17 protein-coding genes are annotated in these 17,913 nt (G+C 63.3%); 5 read left to right on the forward strand and 12 right to left on the reverse strand.

Annotated elements, in window-relative coordinates:
• Positions 1-149 precede the first annotated feature (149 nt).
• The 5 genes from DIE29_RS10145 to DIE29_RS10165 all read left to right on the forward strand — a co-directional run bounded on the left by DIE29_RS10145 (position 150) and on the right by DIE29_RS10165 (position 4,381).
• Positions 150-1,268 carry a nuclear transport factor 2 family protein gene (locus DIE29_RS10145; RefSeq protein WP_102041209.1) on the forward strand — a complete coding sequence of 373 codons (1,119 nt, stop codon included), beginning with the start codon at positions 150-152 and terminating at the stop codon, positions 1,266-1,268.
• Positions 1,265-2,470 carry a L,D-transpeptidase family protein gene (locus tag DIE29_RS10150; protein ID WP_102041208.1) on the forward strand — a complete coding sequence of 402 codons (1,206 nt, stop codon included), beginning with the start codon at positions 1,265-1,267 and terminating at the stop codon, positions 2,468-2,470. The genes DIE29_RS10145 and DIE29_RS10150 overlap by 4 nt, the downstream gene beginning before the upstream one ends.
• Positions 2,471-2,533: 63 nt before the next feature.
• Positions 2,534-3,094, forward strand: a complete 561-nt coding sequence (locus DIE29_RS10155; RefSeq protein WP_102041207.1) for a peptidylprolyl isomerase — start codon at positions 2,534-2,536, stop codon at positions 3,092-3,094.
• 37 nt (positions 3,095-3,131) lie between these two features.
• The gene (locus tag DIE29_RS10160) at positions 3,132-3,626 is read left to right on the forward strand and encodes a peptidylprolyl isomerase (protein WP_102041206.1); all 495 of its coding nucleotides are present in this window, start codon (positions 3,132-3,134) and stop codon (positions 3,624-3,626) included.
• Positions 3,627-3,655: 29 nt separating this feature from the next.
• Positions 3,656-4,381, forward strand: coding sequence for a UDP-2,3-diacylglucosamine diphosphatase (locus DIE29_RS10165; protein WP_114649826.1), 726 nt, complete (start codon positions 3,656-3,658; stop codon positions 4,379-4,381).
• Positions 4,382-4,427: 46 nt separating this feature from the next.
• Here the strand turns inward: DIE29_RS10165 and DIE29_RS10170 are convergent, their stop codons facing one another.
• The 12 genes from DIE29_RS10170 to DIE29_RS10225 form a co-directional block, all read right to left on the reverse strand.
• The gene (locus tag DIE29_RS10170) at positions 4,428-5,597 is read right to left on the reverse strand and encodes an O-succinylhomoserine sulfhydrylase (RefSeq protein WP_102041204.1); all 1,170 of its coding nucleotides are present in this window, start codon (positions 5,595-5,597) and stop codon (positions 4,428-4,430) included.
• A gap of 11 nt (positions 5,598-5,608) precedes the next feature.
• The gene (purF, locus tag DIE29_RS10175) at positions 5,609-7,144 is read right to left on the reverse strand and encodes an amidophosphoribosyltransferase (RefSeq protein WP_102041203.1); all 1,536 of its coding nucleotides are present in this window, start codon (positions 7,142-7,144) and stop codon (positions 5,609-5,611) included.
• Between the two features lie 11 nt (positions 7,145-7,155).
• Positions 7,156-7,647: a CvpA family protein gene (locus DIE29_RS10180; protein ID WP_102041202.1), complete on the reverse strand. Its 492-nt coding sequence runs from the start codon at positions 7,645-7,647 to the stop codon at positions 7,156-7,158.
• Positions 7,648-7,658: 11 nt separating this feature from the next.
• On the reverse strand, positions 7,659-8,312 hold the full coding sequence (locus tag DIE29_RS10185; RefSeq protein ID WP_102041201.1) for an SPOR domain-containing protein: 654 nt from the start codon (positions 8,310-8,312) through the stop codon (positions 7,659-7,661).
• 12 nt (positions 8,313-8,324) lie between these two features.
• Positions 8,325-9,632, reverse strand: coding sequence for a bifunctional tetrahydrofolate synthase/dihydrofolate synthase (gene folC, locus DIE29_RS10190; RefSeq protein ID WP_102041200.1), 1,308 nt, complete (start codon positions 9,630-9,632; stop codon positions 8,325-8,327).
• A gap of 10 nt (positions 9,633-9,642) precedes the next feature.
• Positions 9,643-10,515, reverse strand: a complete 873-nt coding sequence (gene accD, locus DIE29_RS10195) for an acetyl-CoA carboxylase, carboxyltransferase subunit beta (protein WP_102041199.1) — start codon at positions 10,513-10,515, stop codon at positions 9,643-9,645.
• Positions 10,512-11,327 carry a tryptophan synthase subunit alpha gene (trpA, locus tag DIE29_RS10200; RefSeq protein ID WP_102043114.1) on the reverse strand — a complete coding sequence of 272 codons (816 nt, stop codon included), beginning with the start codon at positions 11,325-11,327 and terminating at the stop codon, positions 10,512-10,514. The genes accD and trpA overlap by 4 nt, the downstream gene beginning before the upstream one ends.
• A gap of 48 nt (positions 11,328-11,375) precedes the next feature.
• Positions 11,376-12,587: a tryptophan synthase subunit beta gene (gene trpB / locus DIE29_RS10205; RefSeq protein ID WP_102041198.1), complete on the reverse strand. Its 1,212-nt coding sequence runs from the start codon at positions 12,585-12,587 to the stop codon at positions 11,376-11,378.
• Positions 12,574-13,197: a phosphoribosylanthranilate isomerase gene (locus tag DIE29_RS10210; RefSeq protein WP_102041197.1), complete on the reverse strand. Its 624-nt coding sequence runs from the start codon at positions 13,195-13,197 to the stop codon at positions 12,574-12,576. Before DIE29_RS10210 ends, trpB begins: the two co-directional genes overlap by 14 nt.
• Positions 13,198-13,995: a tRNA pseudouridine(38-40) synthase TruA gene (gene truA, locus DIE29_RS10215; protein ID WP_102041196.1), complete on the reverse strand. Its 798-nt coding sequence runs from the start codon at positions 13,993-13,995 to the stop codon at positions 13,198-13,200.
• Positions 13,992-14,588, reverse strand: coding sequence for a CbiQ family ECF transporter T component (locus tag DIE29_RS10220; RefSeq protein WP_102041195.1), 597 nt, complete (start codon positions 14,586-14,588; stop codon positions 13,992-13,994). Before DIE29_RS10220 ends, truA begins: the two co-directional genes overlap by 4 nt.
• A gap of 141 nt (positions 14,589-14,729) precedes the next feature.
• A complete protein-coding gene (locus tag DIE29_RS10225) occupies positions 14,730-17,759 on the reverse strand; it encodes a FimV/HubP family polar landmark protein (RefSeq protein WP_114649827.1) in 3,030 nt (1,009 codons plus the stop codon).
• Positions 17,760-17,913 lie beyond the last annotated feature (154 nt).

Below are 17,913 nucleotides of genomic sequence, written 5' to 3' on the forward strand. Positions count from 1 at the left end.
CGAAAACGGCAAAAAAACGGGCCCATGAAGGACCCGCTGACACCCACTCATCACGCCTTTGCAGCTCGATTGTGGGATATCCGGCCTTGTTGGTAGAATCGCCGGCTAAACACAGGGACATCCGCCCGAAAATCAACGCATTATAGTACATGAGAACTCGTCCCTCTGCCGTGCTCGGAGCATGGGTGATTGCGCTGACTGCCAGCATTTCGATCGCGCATGCGCAGGACGGCATCGACGCCGCGCGTGGCTTTTTACAGAACGGTCAGCCCGACCGCGCCCTTGCCGCTGCGGAACAATGGATCGCCAGCCACCCGACCGATGCCGAAGCCCGTTTTGTGCGCGCTGTGGCGCTGGCCGAACTTGGCCGCCGTGCCGAAGCCATTGCCGCGTTCAGCAAGCTGACCGAGGATTTCCCGAACCAGCCGGAGCCCTACAACAACCTGGCTGTGCTCTACGCGCAACAGCGCGACTATGACGCCGCCCGCAAAGCCCTCGAACAGGCGATCCGCACACACCCGAGCTATGCTACCGCGCATGCGAACCTGGCCGATCTTTACGCCCGCCTCGCCAACGAAGCTTATGAACGCGCGCTGCAACTGGACGCTGGACGCGAGACCAAACGCCCGCCCGCTGCGCAGCCGCCGTTAGCCTTGATCCGTACGCTGGGGCCGGCGGCGCCTGCGCCGTTGGTCGTGGCACAGCAGATGCCGCTCGCCTCCCAGTCTTCCTCCCCCGCTGCTGCGCCCCGCCCCGGTCCAAATGCGGTGACCCCGGCGGTGAATGCGCCTGCGCAACCGGCGCCCCGTGCCACCGCCGACTCGGCGGGCCCACAACCTTTGGCAAAGCCGGCACCGGCACAGACCTTGACCGAACCGCCAAGCACTCCGGCCGTTACCCCGCCTGCGCCGGCTGCGCCATCGACAACGGCAACCGAAGAAGTCTTGGCCGCAGTGCGCGCCTGGGCCGATGCGTGGTCCGCCAAGGATGTGACCGCTTACTTGGCGGTCTACGACAAAACCTTTGAAGTGCCCGATGGGCGCACACGCGCGGCTTGGGAGCAGGAACGGCGCCAACGTGTGAGCAAGCCGGGCGAGATCCGTGTCACGGTAGAGGACCCGCAGGTAGAAATCGACGGCGATCGCGCCCAGGTGCGCTTTCGGCAGCACTATCGCTCGCTCAACTTCAATGCCAGCACCAACAAGGTGCTTGAACTGGTCCGTCGTGGCCAGCGCTGGCAAATCACCCAAGAAAAGGTCGTTCGATGAGGCTGATACCGACCGCAGGCAGCCTGCTGTGCCGCGGTGCGCTGGTGTTGGCGCTGTGCGGCACTGCCGCCCTGGCCGCACCGCAAGACCGGCGCATCTCTGACGCCGGTCCGGAGGCTGCGCTGCAGCAAATTTTTAGCGAAATCGAAGCCAACCGGCTGGATGCCGCCCTGGATCGCACCGAGATGCTGCTCCAGGTCTATCCAAACTTCCGCTTGGCCCACCTGATCCGTGGCGATCTCTTACTCGCCCGTGCCCGGCCACTGTCGACCTTCGGTAACGCCGAGCGCTTTCCCGAGCGGGTGCAAGAACTGCGCGACGAAGCCATCGCCCGTTTACGCGCCTACCGCGAGCGCCCCGATACCACGGACTATGTGCCGCGCTATCTACTACAGATGGGCCCGGAACAGCAGCATGCGGTGGTGGTCGACACCAAGCGGTCACGTCTGTACGTGTACCGCAACGAGGGTGGAAAACCGCGTTTCGTTGCCGATTACTATGTCAGCCAAGGCAAGGCAGGCTCCGGGAAGCAGGTTGAGGGCGACAACAAAACCCCGCTTGGCGTCTATCATGTCACCTCCTTCATCGATCCGGCAAAGCTGCCCGATCTTTACGGTAACGGCGCATTCCCGCTCAACTATCCCAACCCTTGGGACAAACGCCTTGGCCGCACCGGTTACGGCATCTGGCTGCACGGCACGCCAAGCGACACCTATGCCCGCCCGCCGTTGGCCTCGGAAGGCTGTGTGGTGCTGGCCAATCAGGACTTTGCCAGTCTCAGTAACTTTGTACAGCCGGGACTGACACCGGTGATCATCAGCAATGAGGTCGAATGGCTGTCGCTCGATGACTGGCAGGCCGAACGCCGCAGTCTCAACGCCGCCATCGAAGCTTGGCGCAGCGATTGGGAAAGCCTGGACGTGGAGCGTTATCTGTCCCACTACTCCGCCCAATTCCGTAGCGACAGCCATGATTTTGCCCAATGGAGTGCGCGCAAACGCCGCTTTGCACAATCTCGTGCATGGGTGAAGGTACAAATCAGCAAGCTCAGCATGTTGCGCCAACCCGGCGAAGACGCTGTAGTGGAAGTGATTTTCGAGCAGGATTACCGCAGCGACGGCTATGCCGACACCACGCGCAAACGTCAATACTGGACCAAGGAAGACGGGCGCTGGAAGATCATCTACGAAGGCGATGCCTGAACACTTCCGGCCCGGTGTCGTGCTGCCGCGCTATCCCCAACCCTTACAAGGAGTCCCGCCTCGATGAAAAAACTGTTTGCCTTGCTCGCCCTGTTCGGCTGGATGGGCTTTGCGCTCGCAACCAATCCGCAAGTGGCACTCGACACCTCCCACGGACGCATCGTTGTGGAACTGTATCCTGACAAAGCGCCCAAGACGGTGGCCAACTTTCTGGATTACGTATCCAGCGGCCATTACAACGGCACCGTGTTTCATCGGGTCATCGATGGCTTCATGATCCAGGGTGGCGGTTTTGATGCGCAGATGACACAGAAACCGACCCGTCCGCCGATCGAGAACGAAGCCAAAAACGGCCTGAAAAACCTTGCCGGCACGATTGCCATGGCCCGCACCCAGGCTCCGCATTCGGCCTCGGCCCAGTTTTTCATCAACTTGGTGGATAACGCCAACCTCGACTATCCTTCCTTCGACGGCTGGGGCTATGCCGTTTTCGGCAAGGTCACCGAAGGCTTCGATGTCGTCCAGAAGATCGGTAAGCTGCCGACACGCAACCTTGGTTACCATCAAAACGTACCCGCGGAGCCGGTCGTCATCCAGCGCGCCTACGTGCTCGATCCACACTGAAATCCGCCTATCCCCCAACGCCCATCAGGAGCGCTCCATGGCAGTCAAACTGCATACCAATCTCGGCACCATCACCCTTGAGCTGGACGCTGAAAAGGCCCCGGTCACGGTGGAAAATTTCATCGCCTATGTCCAGGCCGGCCACTACGACAACACCATTTTTCACCGTGTCATCGACGGCTTCATGATTCAAGGCGGCGGTTTCGAACCGGGCATGAACCAAAAGCCCACCCGTGAGCCGATCAAGAATGAAGCCGACAACGGCCTGAAAAACGAGCGCGGCACCATCGCCATGGCCCGCACCCAGGCCCCACATTCGGCCACCGCCCAGTTCTTTATCAATGTCGCAGACAACGACTTTCTGAACTTCCGCGCCCCCGACCTGCAGGGCTGGGGTTACTGTGTGTTCGGCCGTGTCAGCGAAGGCATGGACGTGGTGGATAAAATCCGCGCGGTCAAAACCGGCTCCAGGGGCTTTCATCAGGACGTTCCGCTGGAAGATGTAGTGATCGAACGCGCGGAAATCGTCTGAACACCGCAAAGGATCTGCCCAACCGACCGATGCGGGCGCTGTTCATTTCCGACCTGCATCTGGCCGAGGAGCGCCCGGATACCACCACAGCCTTTCTCGCCTTCCTGGCAGGGCCGGCGCGTGGTGTGCCGGCGCTCTACATTCTGGGCGATCTGTTCGAGTATTGGGCGGGCGACGACGATGGCAACGCCCCGCTCAACCAGGCAATGGCCGAAGCTTTGCGCGGTCTTGCCGAATCGGGCTGTGCAATATATTTCATGCCGGGCAACCGCGATTTTTTGCTCGGCGCCGACTACGCCGCACATGCCGGCATGAGGCTATTACCCGACCCCTTCCTACTGCGTTTGGGCCACCACGATTTGCTGCTCAGCCACGGCGACGCCTTGTGCACCGACGATCTAGCCTATCAGACCTACCGCCGTCAGGTTCGGGATCCAAGCTGGCAGGCAAGCTTCCTTTCCCGCCCGCTGGCCGAACGCAAAGCGTTTATCGACCATCTGCGCATCCGCAGCGAACAAGCCAAGCGGGAAAAAGACCTGACGATCATGGACGTCAACCGCGCAGCCGTCGAAGCGCTGCTGCGCAAACACGGCTATCCCACGCTGATCCACGGTCACACCCACCGGCCGGCATGTCATGAACACCGGGTCGATGACCGCCTCTGCAGGCGCTGGGTGCTGGCTGACTGGCATGGCAGCGCACCCTATCTCGCTTTCGACGGTGAGCGCTTCAGCACCCATGAGCTGATTCCGTAAGCAGCACGCAGCAAAGCGCGATGCCAGGGCGCCGCGGGCATCTCCCTTATGCGGCAAGGCCGCGCGCCAGGTCGGCCTTGAGATCCTCGATCGACTCCAGCCCCACCGCTACCCGCAAAAGCCCCTCGGAAATACCCGACGCCTCCCGGGCCTCGGCGCTGATGCGTCCGTGGGTGGTTGAGGCGGGATGGGTGATGGTGGTCTTGGTGTCACCCAGATTGGCGGTGATCGAAATCATCCGGGTCGCGTCCACCACCCGCCAAGCACGCTCGCGCCCACCTTCGAGCTCGAAGCTGAGAATCGCTCCCCCGCTCTTTTGCTGGCGCATTGCCAGTTCATGCTGCGGATGCGAACTCAGACCCGGATAATGAACACGACGCACGCCGGGCTGGACCTCCAGCCAGCGCGCCAACTCCAGCGCTGCGGCTGACTGCGCATCCATGCGGATGCGCAAAGTCTCCAGCCCTTTCAGGATCACCCAGGCGTTGAACGGCGATATGCATGGTCCCGCGGTGCGTAAAAACTTAAAGACCTCGTCCATCACGTCGGCACGTCCGGCCACCGCCCCCCCCAGCACACGTCCTTGACCATCCAGATATTTGGTCGCCGAATGCACGACTACATCCGCCCCCAGCGCCAGCGGACGCTGCAGCGCCGGCGTGCAAAAGCAGTTATCGACCGCAAGCAGCGCGCCAGCCGCGTGGGCGACATCGGCCACGGCGGCGATGTCGACGATCTCGGTGAGCGGATTGGACGGCGTTTCGATGAAAATCAGCCTGGTGCGCGGACGCACCGCGGCGCGATAGGCCGCCAGTTCGGTAGCCGGCACGAAGCTGGTGTCGATGCCGAACTTGGCCAAAATATTGCCGAACAACTGCTGGGTGGCGCCGAACAGCCCACGTGAGGCGACGATATGATCGCCGGCCTGCATGGTAGCCATGACCAGCGACAAGATGGCCGACATGCCCGAAGCCGTGGCCACACACGCTTGGGCGCCTTCCAGTGCGGCCAGCCGTTGCTGCATCGCGGTAACCGTGGGGTTACTGAAGCGCGCATAGACGTTGCCCGGCTCCTCACCGGCAAAACGCGCGGCGGCCTGTGCGGCGCTCTCGAACACAAAGCTCGAGGTCAAATAAAGCGCCTCACTGTGTTCGTTGAATTGACTGCGCGCGGTCCCGGCGCGGACCGCTTGGGTATCGAAATCGAACGCGTCCATCGGCCCGCCGGTCAGTGGTCGTTGTGAGTCACGAGGTTCAGATCCAGTTGGCCATCGTCCGGATCGTCATGCTGGGCACTGGCCGGTTTGGCCTCGCCGCGCTGGCTCTCGACCCCGGTCAAATACTCGGCGGTGATGTCACCGGTAATGTAACAGCCATCGAAGCAGGAGGTCTCGAACGCGCTGATTGCCGGATTCACCGACCGCACCGCGGCCTTGAGATCTTCCAGGTCCTGATAGATCAGCCCATCGGCACCAATTTCGGCGCAGATCTGCGCCTCGTCCCGCTCCGATGCGATCAGCTCGCCGCGGGTGGGCATGTCGATACCGTATACGTTGGCAAAACGCACCGGTGGCGCCGCCGAGGCCAGATAGACTTTGGTCGCCCCTGCCTCGCGTGCCATGTTGACGATTTCTTTACTGGTGGTGCCGCGTACGATGGAATCATCGACCAGCAGCACATTCTTGCCGCGAAATTCCTGCGGGATGGTGTTGAGCTTCTGACGCACCGACTTCTTGCGCGTGGCTTGCCCCGGCATGATGAAGGTGCGACCAATGTAGCGGTTTTTGACAAATCCTTCGCGATACGGCAACCCCAGTTTGTGCGCCATCTCCATGGCTGCAGGACGGCTGGAGTCGGGAATCGGGATGACCACATCGATGGCTGTATGCGGCATGGTGCGCTTGAGCTTTTCGGCAAGATATTCGCCCATCTTGACCCGCGACTCATAGACCGACACACCGTCGATGATCGAATCGGGCCGCGCCAAATAAACGAACTCGAACATGCACGGCGCCGCCACGGTATGTTCGGCGCACTGGCGACTTTTGAAGTTGCCTGCGGTGTCGACCAAAATGGCCTCGCCCGGCGCCACATCGCGCAGCAGCTTGAACCCGAGCACATCCAGCGCCACCGATTCGGATGCCACCATCCATTCGACACCCTCGGCGGTGTCATTACGGCCGATCACCAGCGGGCGGATGCCGTAGGGGTCACGAAAAGCCAGCAAACCATAGCCGGCAATCATCACCACCGCGGCATAGGCGCCGCGGCAACGCCGGTGCACCCCGGCCACTGCCCGGAAAACCGCTTCCTCGTCGAGCTTGAGGCCGTTGGTGGCGTGCTGCAGCTCGTGCGCCAGCACGTTGAGCAATACTTCGGAGTCGGAATTGGTGTTGATATGCCGCAGATCGGCGAGGAACATCTCGCGCTTGAGTTCCTCGGAGTTGGTCAGATTGCCGTTATGCGCCAATAGCAGACCAAAGGGCGAATTGACATAGAACGGCTGCGCTTCGGCGGCGTTATAGGCCGACCCGGCAGTTGGATAGCGCACATGGCCAATGCCCCAATTGCCATTGAGGTTGCGCATATTACGTGTGCGGAATACGTCGCGCACCAAGCCTGAGCCCTTGTGCATGTGAAACCGCCCCCCTTCGGAGGTGGCAATGCCCGCCGCGTCCTGCCCCCGGTGCTGGAGCACCTGCAAGCCGTCATAGAGCAACTGATTCACTGGAGAGGTGGCGACCACCCCGAGGATTCCGCACATGGAAGATCTGCCTATCTGAAACGAAGTCGATCGGCCACCGCATCCGGCAGCCACGGTTTGGCGGCAATCACCGCCGTCTCGAGCGGAGGGGCGAACAAGGCGTCCGACCACCAGGGCTCACGCGACATGCCTGCAAGCCCCCCCAGCAACACAATCACCAATGCAATCGCCAACCCGCGCACCAGCCCAAAAAAAGCGCCAAACAGACGATCGGCCGGCCCCAAGCCGATGGCGCGCAACAACTCGCGCAACAAAAACCGCAACAGTGCAGCCACCAACAGCACCGCCACAAAGACCGCCACGAAACCGGCTACATGACGCCACGCCGGCTCCATAATCCAGTTGGAAAACAGCGGTGCGGCCATGTGCGCATAGCGCCAGGCCAAAAACACCGCCAACACCCAGGCGAGCAGCGCCATGACTTCGCTCACCAGCCCGCGCCACAGGCCCACGGCGGCCGACAGCCCGAGGATGCCGAGAAAGACATAATCGAAAACCGTCATGGCTCAAGGTATCAACGCGCCGCCACCACCGGACTCTGGCCGAGCGCCTTGAGGCGTTCAGCGGCACGGTCGGCTTCGGCGCGCGCGCCATAGGGGCCGACCCGCACACGTGTCACCGCACCGGCTTTTTCGGTGTACGCAGGGAATCCCTTTGCTTTGAGCTCATTGGCCAGCGCCGACGCCTTGCCAGCCTCGCCGAACGCCGCAACCTGCACGATGAAGCCGTCACCGGCAGCAGGCGGCGGCGGAACCTTGCCCTCCAAGATGGCGCGCACACGGGCGGCCTCATCCATCGGCGGCTTCGCCGGTGGCAACGCCGGTGTAGGCGCAGGCAGTGCCGTGCGCGCACTCGGCGGTGCAGGCGGCGATGCCGGGGGCTTATCCGCCGTAGCCGTTACCGGCGCTTCCGGCGAAGTTTGTGCGGGCGGTTGCTCCTGCGGCGGTGGGGCCAGATCCGGTTCGGGGTCGACCGGCCCACGCCCGGCGATCGGACGGGATATTTCGGCGTCGCGGCTCGGAATGGTGATCTGGATGTCCTGACTGGGTGCGCGCGGCTCTTGGTCCATGACCATCGGCAGCAAGATGGCGGCAAGCAGCGCCAGCGCCGCTGCGCCCACCAAGCGTCGCCGCGAGCGTTTCTTGAGCTCGAGGTTGTCAGTGTCCATCGTGAGACGATCTCAATGACGTTGCGCGTGGACGGCTGCAAGGACGTCAGCCACGGTCAGAAACGAACCAAAGGCCACGATTCTATCACCCTCGGCCGCGCTCTTTTGCGCTGCGGCAAACGCTGCCGCCGGGGAGTCGAAACAGCGCAGATCGTTGTCCACACCGGCCGCGCGCAAACGCCCCGCAAGCGCCTCGGCCTGCAGGCCGCGCGGCCCCGGCAGCGAGGCCAGCAGCCAGTGATCCACCCGCTCGCGCATCAACGCCACGACACCATCGACATCCTTGTCGGCCAACATGCCGAACACCGCCCAGGTGTCCGGATAAAAGCCCATGTTGCCCAGGTTCTCGGCCAACACACCGGCGGCCTGCGGGTTATGCGCCACATCCAGTACGACCGCGGGGCGCCCCGGCAAAACCTGAAAACGACCGGGCACCTCGACCTGCATCAGCCCCTGTCGGATCGCTTGCATCGACACCGGCAGTCGCTCGCGCAGTTGTTCCAGCGCGGTGATCGCCGCCGCAGCGTTGAGCAACTGGTTAGCCCCGCGCAGCGCCGGGTAGGCCAACCCTGCGCGGCGAATCAACGCGCCCTGAGCCGGGGGCGCGGCATAGCGCCAGTAGCCCCACTGCTGGCGGTCGCCGCCAAAGCCGAAGTCGCGCCCACTCACCCATAGCCGCGCACCAATGGCCTCGGCGTGGGCGAGCAGACTGACCGGCGGTTGCGGGTCGCCACATACTGCGGGACGTCCGCTGCGGAAAATGCCAGCCTTCTCGAAACCGATCCGCTCCCTTGTGTCGCCCAGGTATTCCATGTGATCCAAGGCGATGCTGGTGACGATGGCGCAATCGGCATCGAAGACATTGACCGCATCCAGCCGCCCGCCGAGACCGACTTCAAGAATCACCGCGTCCAGCGGCTGCTGGCAAAAGGCAAACCAAGCGGCGAGCGTGCCGTGTTCGAAATAGGTCAGCGGGGTGTCGCCGCGCGCCCGCTCGACCGCGGCAAAGGCGTCGGTCAGCGCCGCATCGCCAATCTCGCGGCCATCGATGCGCACCCGTTCGTGGTAGCGCAGTAGATGTGGCGAGGTATAGCAGCCCACACGATAGCCCGCAGCCAACAGGATGGATTCCAGCATGGCACAGGTCGACCCCTTCCCATTGGTGCCGCCGACGGTGAGCACCAGCGCGTTGCTGTTCGCCCCGAGCGCATCGCGCACTGATCGCACCCGTTCCAGCCCAAGCTCGATCTTTTGCCCGTGGCGCCGCTCGATCAACGCCAACCAACCGTCGACGGTAGAAGGCTCAGTGCGCGCAGTCATGGTTGGACCATCAGGGCCGAACCGCCGGCTGGCGGGTCAGCAAGGTCAATAACTCGGCCAATTTGGCGCGCATCTGGCGACGGTCGACGATCAAATCGATGGCGCCCTTTTCGAGCAAAAATTCGGACCGCTGAAAGCCTTCCGGCAGCTTCTCACGCACGGTCTGCTCGATGACCCGCGGCCCGGCAAAGCCAATCAGCGCACCGGGCTCGGCCATCACCACATCGCCCATGAAGGCGAAGCTCGCCGAGACCCCGCCCATGGTGGGATCGGTCAGGATGGTAATGAAAGGCAGTTTGCGATGCGCAAGCTGGGTGACCGCAGCGGTGGTCTTGGACATCTGCATCAGTGAAAACAGCCCTTCCTGCATGCGCGCGCCGCCGGTAGCGGTGATGCAGATAAATGGCAGGCGCTGCTCCAAGGCAGCTTTGACGCCGCGCACGAAACGCTCGCCCACCACCGAGCCCATCGAACCGCCCAGAAAATCGAACTCGAAGCAGGCCACCACGACCGGCACGGTGAGAATGGCGCCCTGCATGACCACCAATGCGTCCGCCTCGCCGGTTTCCTTGCTGGCGGCCGACAGACGCTCGGTGTAGCGTCGGGAGTCCTTGAATTTGAGCGGATCGACCGGAATGACCTCGGCACCGATCTCGCTGCGCCCTTCGGCATCGAGCAGCATGTCCAGACGCGCGCGCGCGCGAATTCGCTGGTGATGTCCGCACTTGGGGCAAACGTTGAGGTTGGTCTCCAGGTCCGAGCGGTAAAGCACTGCCTCGCAGGCGCTGCATTTGCTCCACAGCCCTTCCGGAATGGATTTGTTGCGCGCGCTCATGGCCGCGCGCTTGATCTTGGGGGGAAGCAGTTTTTGCAACCAGCTCATCGGGTGGTTTCTCCGATCTGATCCAGGGCCTTGCGGATGCCAGCGATGAACTCGCGCACCCGGACGAGCACCTCTGCAGGCGCGCTGTGTTCGATTTCTTCGATGATGCGACTGCCAATCACCACACCGTCGGCCATCTCGCCGATGCGTCGCGCCGAGGCCGCATCGCGGATGCCAAAACCGACGCACACCGGCATGCCCACCGCCGCGCGGATCCGCGGGATGCGAGCGGCCACCTCATCGAGATCGATATTCGCCGCCCCGGTCACACCCTTGAGCGACACGTAGTAAATGTAGCCGCTGCCGGCGGCCGCCACCTCGGCGAAGCGCTGTTCGGACGAAGTCGGCGCGAGCAGAAAAATCGGGTCCAGGCCGGCGCTCTTTAGCGTCTGGGCAAATGCCTTGCACTCCTGCGGCGGATAATCCACCACCAACACGCCGTCGACGCCGGCGCTTTGGGCGGCATTGGTAAACACTTGCGGCCCCATGGCCTCGATCGGATTGGCGTAACCCATCAGCACCACCGGCGTGTCGCTGTCGGTGCGGCGGAACTCGCGCACCAGCTCCAGCACCTTGCGCAGGGTCATGCCCTTGGCCAGCGCACGCTCGGAAGCGCGCTGAATGGTTGGGCCATCGGCCATCGGGTCGGAGAACGGCACACCGAGTTCGATCACGTCAGCACCGCCTTCGACCAGCGCATGCATCAGCGCCACGGTGGCGGCGGGATCGGGGTCACCGGCGGTAATGAACGGAATCAGCGCCTTGCGCCCTTGCGCGCGCAGGCGTTGGAAACAATCGTGGATTTTCGACATGTTCGTCTTCATACGTCGGGGCATACCGGTGCATGCCCCAGCGCAAAATCAGAATTGGATGCCGGAACGTTCGGCAACGGTATGCATATCCTTGTCGCCGCGCCCGGACAGATTGACCAAGAGGATTTTGTCGCGCGCCAATTGCGGAGCGAGCCGGGCCGCATAGGCGAGCGCATGGGAAGATTCCAGCGCCGGGATGATGCCCTCGAAGCGGCAAAGGTCATGAAAAGCCTGCAACGCCTCGCTGTCGGTGACGCCGACATATTCGGCACGTCCGGAATCTTTCAGCCAGGCATGCTCAGGGCCGACGCCCGGATAGTCGAGTCCGGCGGAGACCGAATGGGTTTCGATGATCTGGCCGTCCTCGTCCTGCAACAGATAGGTGCGGTTGCCGTGCAGCACACCAGGACGCCCGGCAGTGAGCGAGGCCGCATGCCGACCGCTGTCTAGCCCGTCGCCGGCCGCCTCCACACCCACCAGGCGCACCGACTGGTGCGCCAGATAAGGGTGGAAGATGCCCATGGCGTTGGAGCCGCCACCGACGCAGGCGATCACATAGTCAGGCTGGCGGCCGGTCATCTCGGGCATTTGCTCGATGCACTCCTTGCCGATCACTGCCTGAAAGTCGCGCACCATCATCGGATAGGGGTGAGGCCCGGCCACCGTGCCGATGATGTAGAAGGTGTCGTGCACATTGGTGACCCAGTCGCGCATCGCTTCGTTGAGCGCATCTTTGAGAGTCTTGGAGCCGGACTCCACCGGCACCACGGTGGCCCCCAGCAGCTTCATCCGATAAACATTGGCGGCCTGACGCTTGACATCCTCGGCCCCCATATACACCACGCACTGCATGCCGTAGCGCGCCGCCACGGTAGCGGTGGCCACGCCGTGCTGACCGGCACCGGTCTCGGCAATCACCCGGGGCTTACCCATGCGTCGGGCGAGCAGCGCCTGACCGATGCAGTTGTTCACCTTGTGAGCACCGGTGTGGTTCAAATCCTCGCGTTTGAGGTAGATCTGCGCGCCGCCTAACCGTTCTGACCAGCGCTTGGCATGGTAGATCGGACTGGGCCGGCCGACATAGTGCTTGAGTTCGTAGTGGTATTCGGCCCAAAAGGCCGGGTCGCGCAGGCTGTCGGCATAGGCCCGGCCCAGCTCTTCCAACGCGGGAATCAAGGTTTCCGCAACGAACACGCCGCCGTAGGGGCCGAAGTGGCCGTTGGCATCGGGAAACTGATAAGGGGTGTCAGCCATCTGCATTGCGAACTCCGGCGATAAAGGCGGTGATCAGACGGGCATCCTTGATGCCTTTGGCCGATTCGACGCCGCTGGACACATCCACCGCCCATGGACGCACCCGCCGCACGGCATCGCCTACGTTGTCCGGCGTCAGCCCGCCGGACAACACCAGCGGACGGTCAAAGCCGCCCGGAATCAGCGACCAGTCGAAGACTTTGCCGCCGCCACCGTAACCATCCACGAAGGCGTCGACCAGAATACCGCATGCCCCCGGATGGGAAGCCGCGAATTTTAGCAGATCGATTCCGGGGCGCATCCGCGCCGCCTTGATCCAGGGTCGTCCATAGCGGGCGCACTCGGCCTCGCTTTCGTCGCCGTGAAACTGCAACATGTGCAGCGGTACCGTATCCAGCACACGCCGCACCTGGGCTTCGCTGGCATTGACGAACAAGCCGACCGTGGTGACGAAAGGCGGGATCAATGCGGCCAAGGTGGCAGCCTGCTTGAGCTCCACATGGCGCGGGCTGGGCGGATAGAACACCAGCCCGATGGCGTCCGCACCCGCATCGACGGCCGCGCGCACATCATCCGGCCGGGTCAGGCCACAGATCTTGATACGGGTACGGGACATTCAGAGCAGGGGAAGCTGAGGCAGCGCGATGATACGCCCATCACCGGGCAGCGGCCAGCACGACGGATAGTCCACCCCACATAGGTAGAGCCCATCCGGCGAGAAAGTTGGCGCGCCGCGTGAGCGGTCGCGGCTGGCAAGCAAGTCCGCCATCCAGCCGACCGGATGGCGCCCTTTGCCGACATAGCAGAGCGCGCCGACGAGGTTACGGATCATGTGGTGCAAAAAGCCATCGGCGTGAAAATCGAAGACGATGAACGCTCCGCTGCGCACCACGCTCACCTCGTACATATTGCGCACCGGCGTCTTCGCCTGGCAGCCCGCAGCCCGGAAGGCGCTGAAGTCGTGCCGCCCCACCAGGCAGGCTGCAGCCTCGGCCATCCGCGCCACATCCAAGGGCGCATGAAACCAGCCCACCCGGCGTGCGAGCAGCGCCGGACGCACCGGGGCATTGTGCAGAATGTAGCGGTAACGTCGGGCGCAGGCCCGATAGCGGGCATGAAAGTTTTGGTCGACCTCGACCGCCCAACGCACCACCACCGCAGGCGGCAGCAAGGCATTGACGCCACGCACCCAGGCGCCGCGCGCACGCTCGGCCGAAGTGTCGAAATGCACCACCTGTGCAGTGGCATGCACCCCGGCATCGGTACGACCGGCACAATGCACCCGCACCGGGTGGGCGCAGATCGCACGGAGTGCGCCCTCCAGCGCATCCTGGACCGCACCGCCGCCCGGCTGGCTCTGCCAGCCGACAAATGCGTCGCCGGCATATTCGACGCCCAGCGCGATTCGTTTCATCCCCACACCCATACAAGACCGCCAACACCGACGACAAACAGCCCCCATTCGATCCAACCGAGTCGTTCGCGCTGCAGTTGCAGGCGCTCGGTTGCGTCCCCATTCGGGGCCGGGTCATGGAGCAGATCGCGCCACACCGGTGCGTTGGAACGGTCGACGTAGCGCAGCACCAGCAGCATCCGCACAGCGACCCGCTCAGCGGACAAGCCGAACACCACGAGCGGTCGGCTCAAGGCGTAAAGCCCGCCGATCAGCCGCTCGGTGGGCAGGCGCTCAAGTAAGATCGCCACACAACAGACGACCGCGAGCAGGCGCCCGGCGTGGGTCAAAGCCTGTAGAAGCCCCTCCCGGCTGGGGCTTATTGCCGGCCAGTCCGGAAACACCGCTTCGCCCGGCGTAAAACCCGCGAACAACACCACGATGGCAAGCAAAAGAATACGCACCCTCCGCAACAGACGCAGGGTACGCCCACGGGCAATGGCCAGCGCCACGGCCGTCAGCCCACCGACTGCTGCCGCCAGCATGACGGGCTGAAGAAACTGCAAGGCCCCTACCCCGAACATCCAGCAAAGAATCAAGAAACCCGCATGCATCTTTGTGTTCACGCTCCGCTATTGGCTGGCCATCCAGCCTCGCTTTGCGGCGCGCAAGCATCCGTTCAGAGTGACGCGAAAAAACAGAAACGGGCGGAGCTGGCTCCGCCCGTGCGCTGGCGCCGGTCACCCCGGCATGGTTCAGTCTAGGCGAGCGAGTAGTTCCCGCGCAGCGGTTTGCTGGCTGTCATTACCCTCGCGCAGCACTTCCTCGAGCAATTCCCGCGCACCTTCCTTATCGCCCATTTCTTCATAGGCACGGGCCAATTCGAGCTTGGTGTCGACCTCCTGCCCGCCCGCACCGTCATCAATGGACGAGACCGCGGCGTCTGCAGCCGTCTTGGGTGCCACGCCCGCCCCGGATTGCTCCGGCTGCGGTGCTTCGAGTTCAAGATCGATGTTGGACAGATCAAGCGCAGGCGGCTCACCGGTCGCGCCGGCAGGCGGGGCGTCGAGTTCAAAATCGAAGTCGAGCAGATTGGTGTCGAAACTCGACGCCTCCAGGTCCACCACGTCGCCGCTGGGCGCTGAATAGGCCTCCATCCCTTCGACCTGGGTCTCCGAACCATAGCTGTCGGCGCCGGCAATGACGGTGGCAGCCATGTCGGCGCCGGCTTCGCCCGCCCGCCCGGCCGGCGCCTGCGGTGCATCGAGGTCGAAATCCACGGCTTCGGCGGCCGGCAAATCCAGATCGATGAAAGCGCTGTCAGTGGCAGCGTTCTCACCCGACGAAGGCTCTGCACCGCCGGTGATTAAATCCGCTTCGGAAGACTGCTCCGCAGGCTCCGCCCCGCTTTGCGGTTCGGCTGCTCCCGGCGTCTCGAAGTCCAGATTGAAATCCAAAACATTCGGATCGATTTCAGGCAGCGACGCCTCCGGGGTGGCCGGCTCGGCTCCGGTATCGGTGTCGGTGAACGCCAATTGGCCGCCTGGCATGGTCCAGGTATCCTTGAGCTGGGTCTCCCCGGTCTGCCCGGTCGCAGGCGCAGCCGCCTGTTCGACGGCCGTTTGCCCCGGTTCGATGTCAGGTAGTTCAAATTCCAACGCGCCCAAAGACTGGGGCAATTCCTCCTCGGCCTGCTCAACCGTGGCGGGCTGGGCGGCATCTTCCTGCGCACCGGCAGGCGTTTCACTGCCCATGTCGTCCGCCGCAACAGCCGCTGCCCCGAAGGCGCCGGCCGCAGCGGCAGTCAGTGTCTCAGAACGATCAGATTGACTGCCGGTCTTGCGGTCGGAAGCCACCTCCGGGGTAGCCGGGTCTTGGCGCATCTGGGCATACAGCGGATTGTCGGGATCGATCTCGCGGCCGAGCGCAGCGGCCTTGTCCCACTCCGCGCCTTCGCCACCGGAGCGCGCATAAAGTTCCGCGGCAATCGTCTCAAACTGCTTCGTACTCTTACGCGCAGCGTAAAGTTCAAGCAACTTGAGATAAATCGCCAGCCGCGCCGGATCGGCCTTCAGTGCATCGACCAGGATTTCCTCAGCCTGCGCATCGCGCCCATAGGCCATATAAACGTCGGCCTCGGCCACCGGATCGACACCTTCATCGGTGTCGATCGAAGACAGCCCGGACTGGCTGAAATCCGTTTGCAATACGCTGCTGCTAGTGGTGTCGACGCTTTGGCCCCCGGTTGTGCCAAACACCGAATTGGGGCCGGTGGGCAACTGCGACATCAAGGCTGAGGGCTCAGCCTGCTCATTGTGCTTGCGGCGCTGACGAAGTTTGAACCCCGCGTAGCCCAATAACAGCGCCAGCGCGCCGCCACCGGCCCCCAAGATCAACGGATCGCCAAGCAGTTCTTCCAGGAAACTCGGCTGCGGTTGCGGCTCAGGCGGCGGAGCCGGCTTGCGGGCCGCCGGCGGCGCAGCTTGCGGCTTGGAAGCTGCCTCCTCCGGTTTGGAGGCGGCATCCTCCGCCTTGGGCGCGGCTTCCAGCCCGGCCTGCTGCGCAGCCTGGGGCTCGGGCTTTGACTCGACCGCAGACGCCTGTGGTTCGACCGCAGGAACCTGCGCCGGGGTGGCGGGCGCCGCCTGATCTGACGTAGCGCTGGCCGCATCTTGCGCTGGCATCTGGGCATTGGTGGCCGACGGCGCCTTCAAACCCGCCTGCTGCTGCAACAGCGCGAGTTGTTCATTCTTGAGTTCGATGAGCTTTTGCAGATCGCGGATGCTGCGCTCCAGATCGGCCAGACGCTGATTTGCCTCATCGAGTGCGCGGTCGCGGGCGGCGAGATCCTCTTCAAGCACTCTGAGCCGATCCGCCGTGCCGACATCACCTGATCCCGCCTGATCGGTCGAACGCGAAACCTGCACCCGATCGGCACCGGTATCCGGGCGCGCGGCATCTTCTACGCGCGGCGTGATCTTGCCCTCGCTTGCCTGCCCGGAAGAATCGGCGGATGTCGCCGCAGGCGCGGCTGCCGCCAAGCGGCGTCGATAGGCATCAAAATCGGCCACCTGGGCCATCACTTCGCGCCGGGCCTCGGCGTGGTCGATCGCTCTGGCCTGTTCGGCGGAGGGTATCTGCAAAACCGCGCCCGCCTTGAGGCGATTGATATTGCCACTATCGAAAGCCGCCGGGTTTTGCCGCGCCAGCGCGATCAGCATCTGCTCCAGTGTAACCTCGGCCGGTCGGTTGGCCTCGGCGATACGCCGCAGGGTGTCACCCCGCTGCACACGGTAACTGCCGGAAGCCACCGTTCCAGCGGCAGCCGCTGGGGCGATGCGGGCGGGTGTGGGCGCTGCAACCGGCGCGACCTGAGGCGTGCGGGTCGGTGGCAAAGAGACCGGGTCGAGCAGGAAAGTGTATTCGCGTACCAGCCGGCCGGCATCCCAACTGAGCTCCAGCAGCACATTCAGGAAAGGTTCATTGACCGGCCGGTCACTGGTGATGCGCAACACCGGCTGGTTTCCACTACGCTCGACCGATACCCGTACCTGGCTCAGCGCCGGAGAATACGGTAGGTTGGCCTGGCGGAAAGCATCGGGCGAAGCGATACGCGCAGACAGCGATTGCAGTTCCTGCGGCGTTGCGTAGAGCGGTACTTCAGCACGCAACGGCTGACCCAAGCCACTGAATACATTGATCGGCCCGGCTCCGAGCGCCAGTGCACTGGACGGGATGGCTGCGATCGCCGAGGCGATCAGGGATGCCTTGAGCAAAGTTTTCATCGTTTTATGCGTGTGCCCTTGCCGGTGCCAAGCTATAAAGAACATAGCATCATGGACTTGGGCTAGCAATCTAGCATTTTCTTTAACTTTGCGCAGCAATTGTTTCTTGGCAAAGATAAAGAGCCGAAGCTAGCCATGTGTGCACCGTTGCGCT

Origin of the sequence: Pseudothauera hydrothermalis (genome assembly GCF_003345255.1) — a bacterium.
GTDB lineage: Bacteria > Pseudomonadota > Gammaproteobacteria > Burkholderiales > Rhodocyclaceae > Pseudothauera > Pseudothauera hydrothermalis.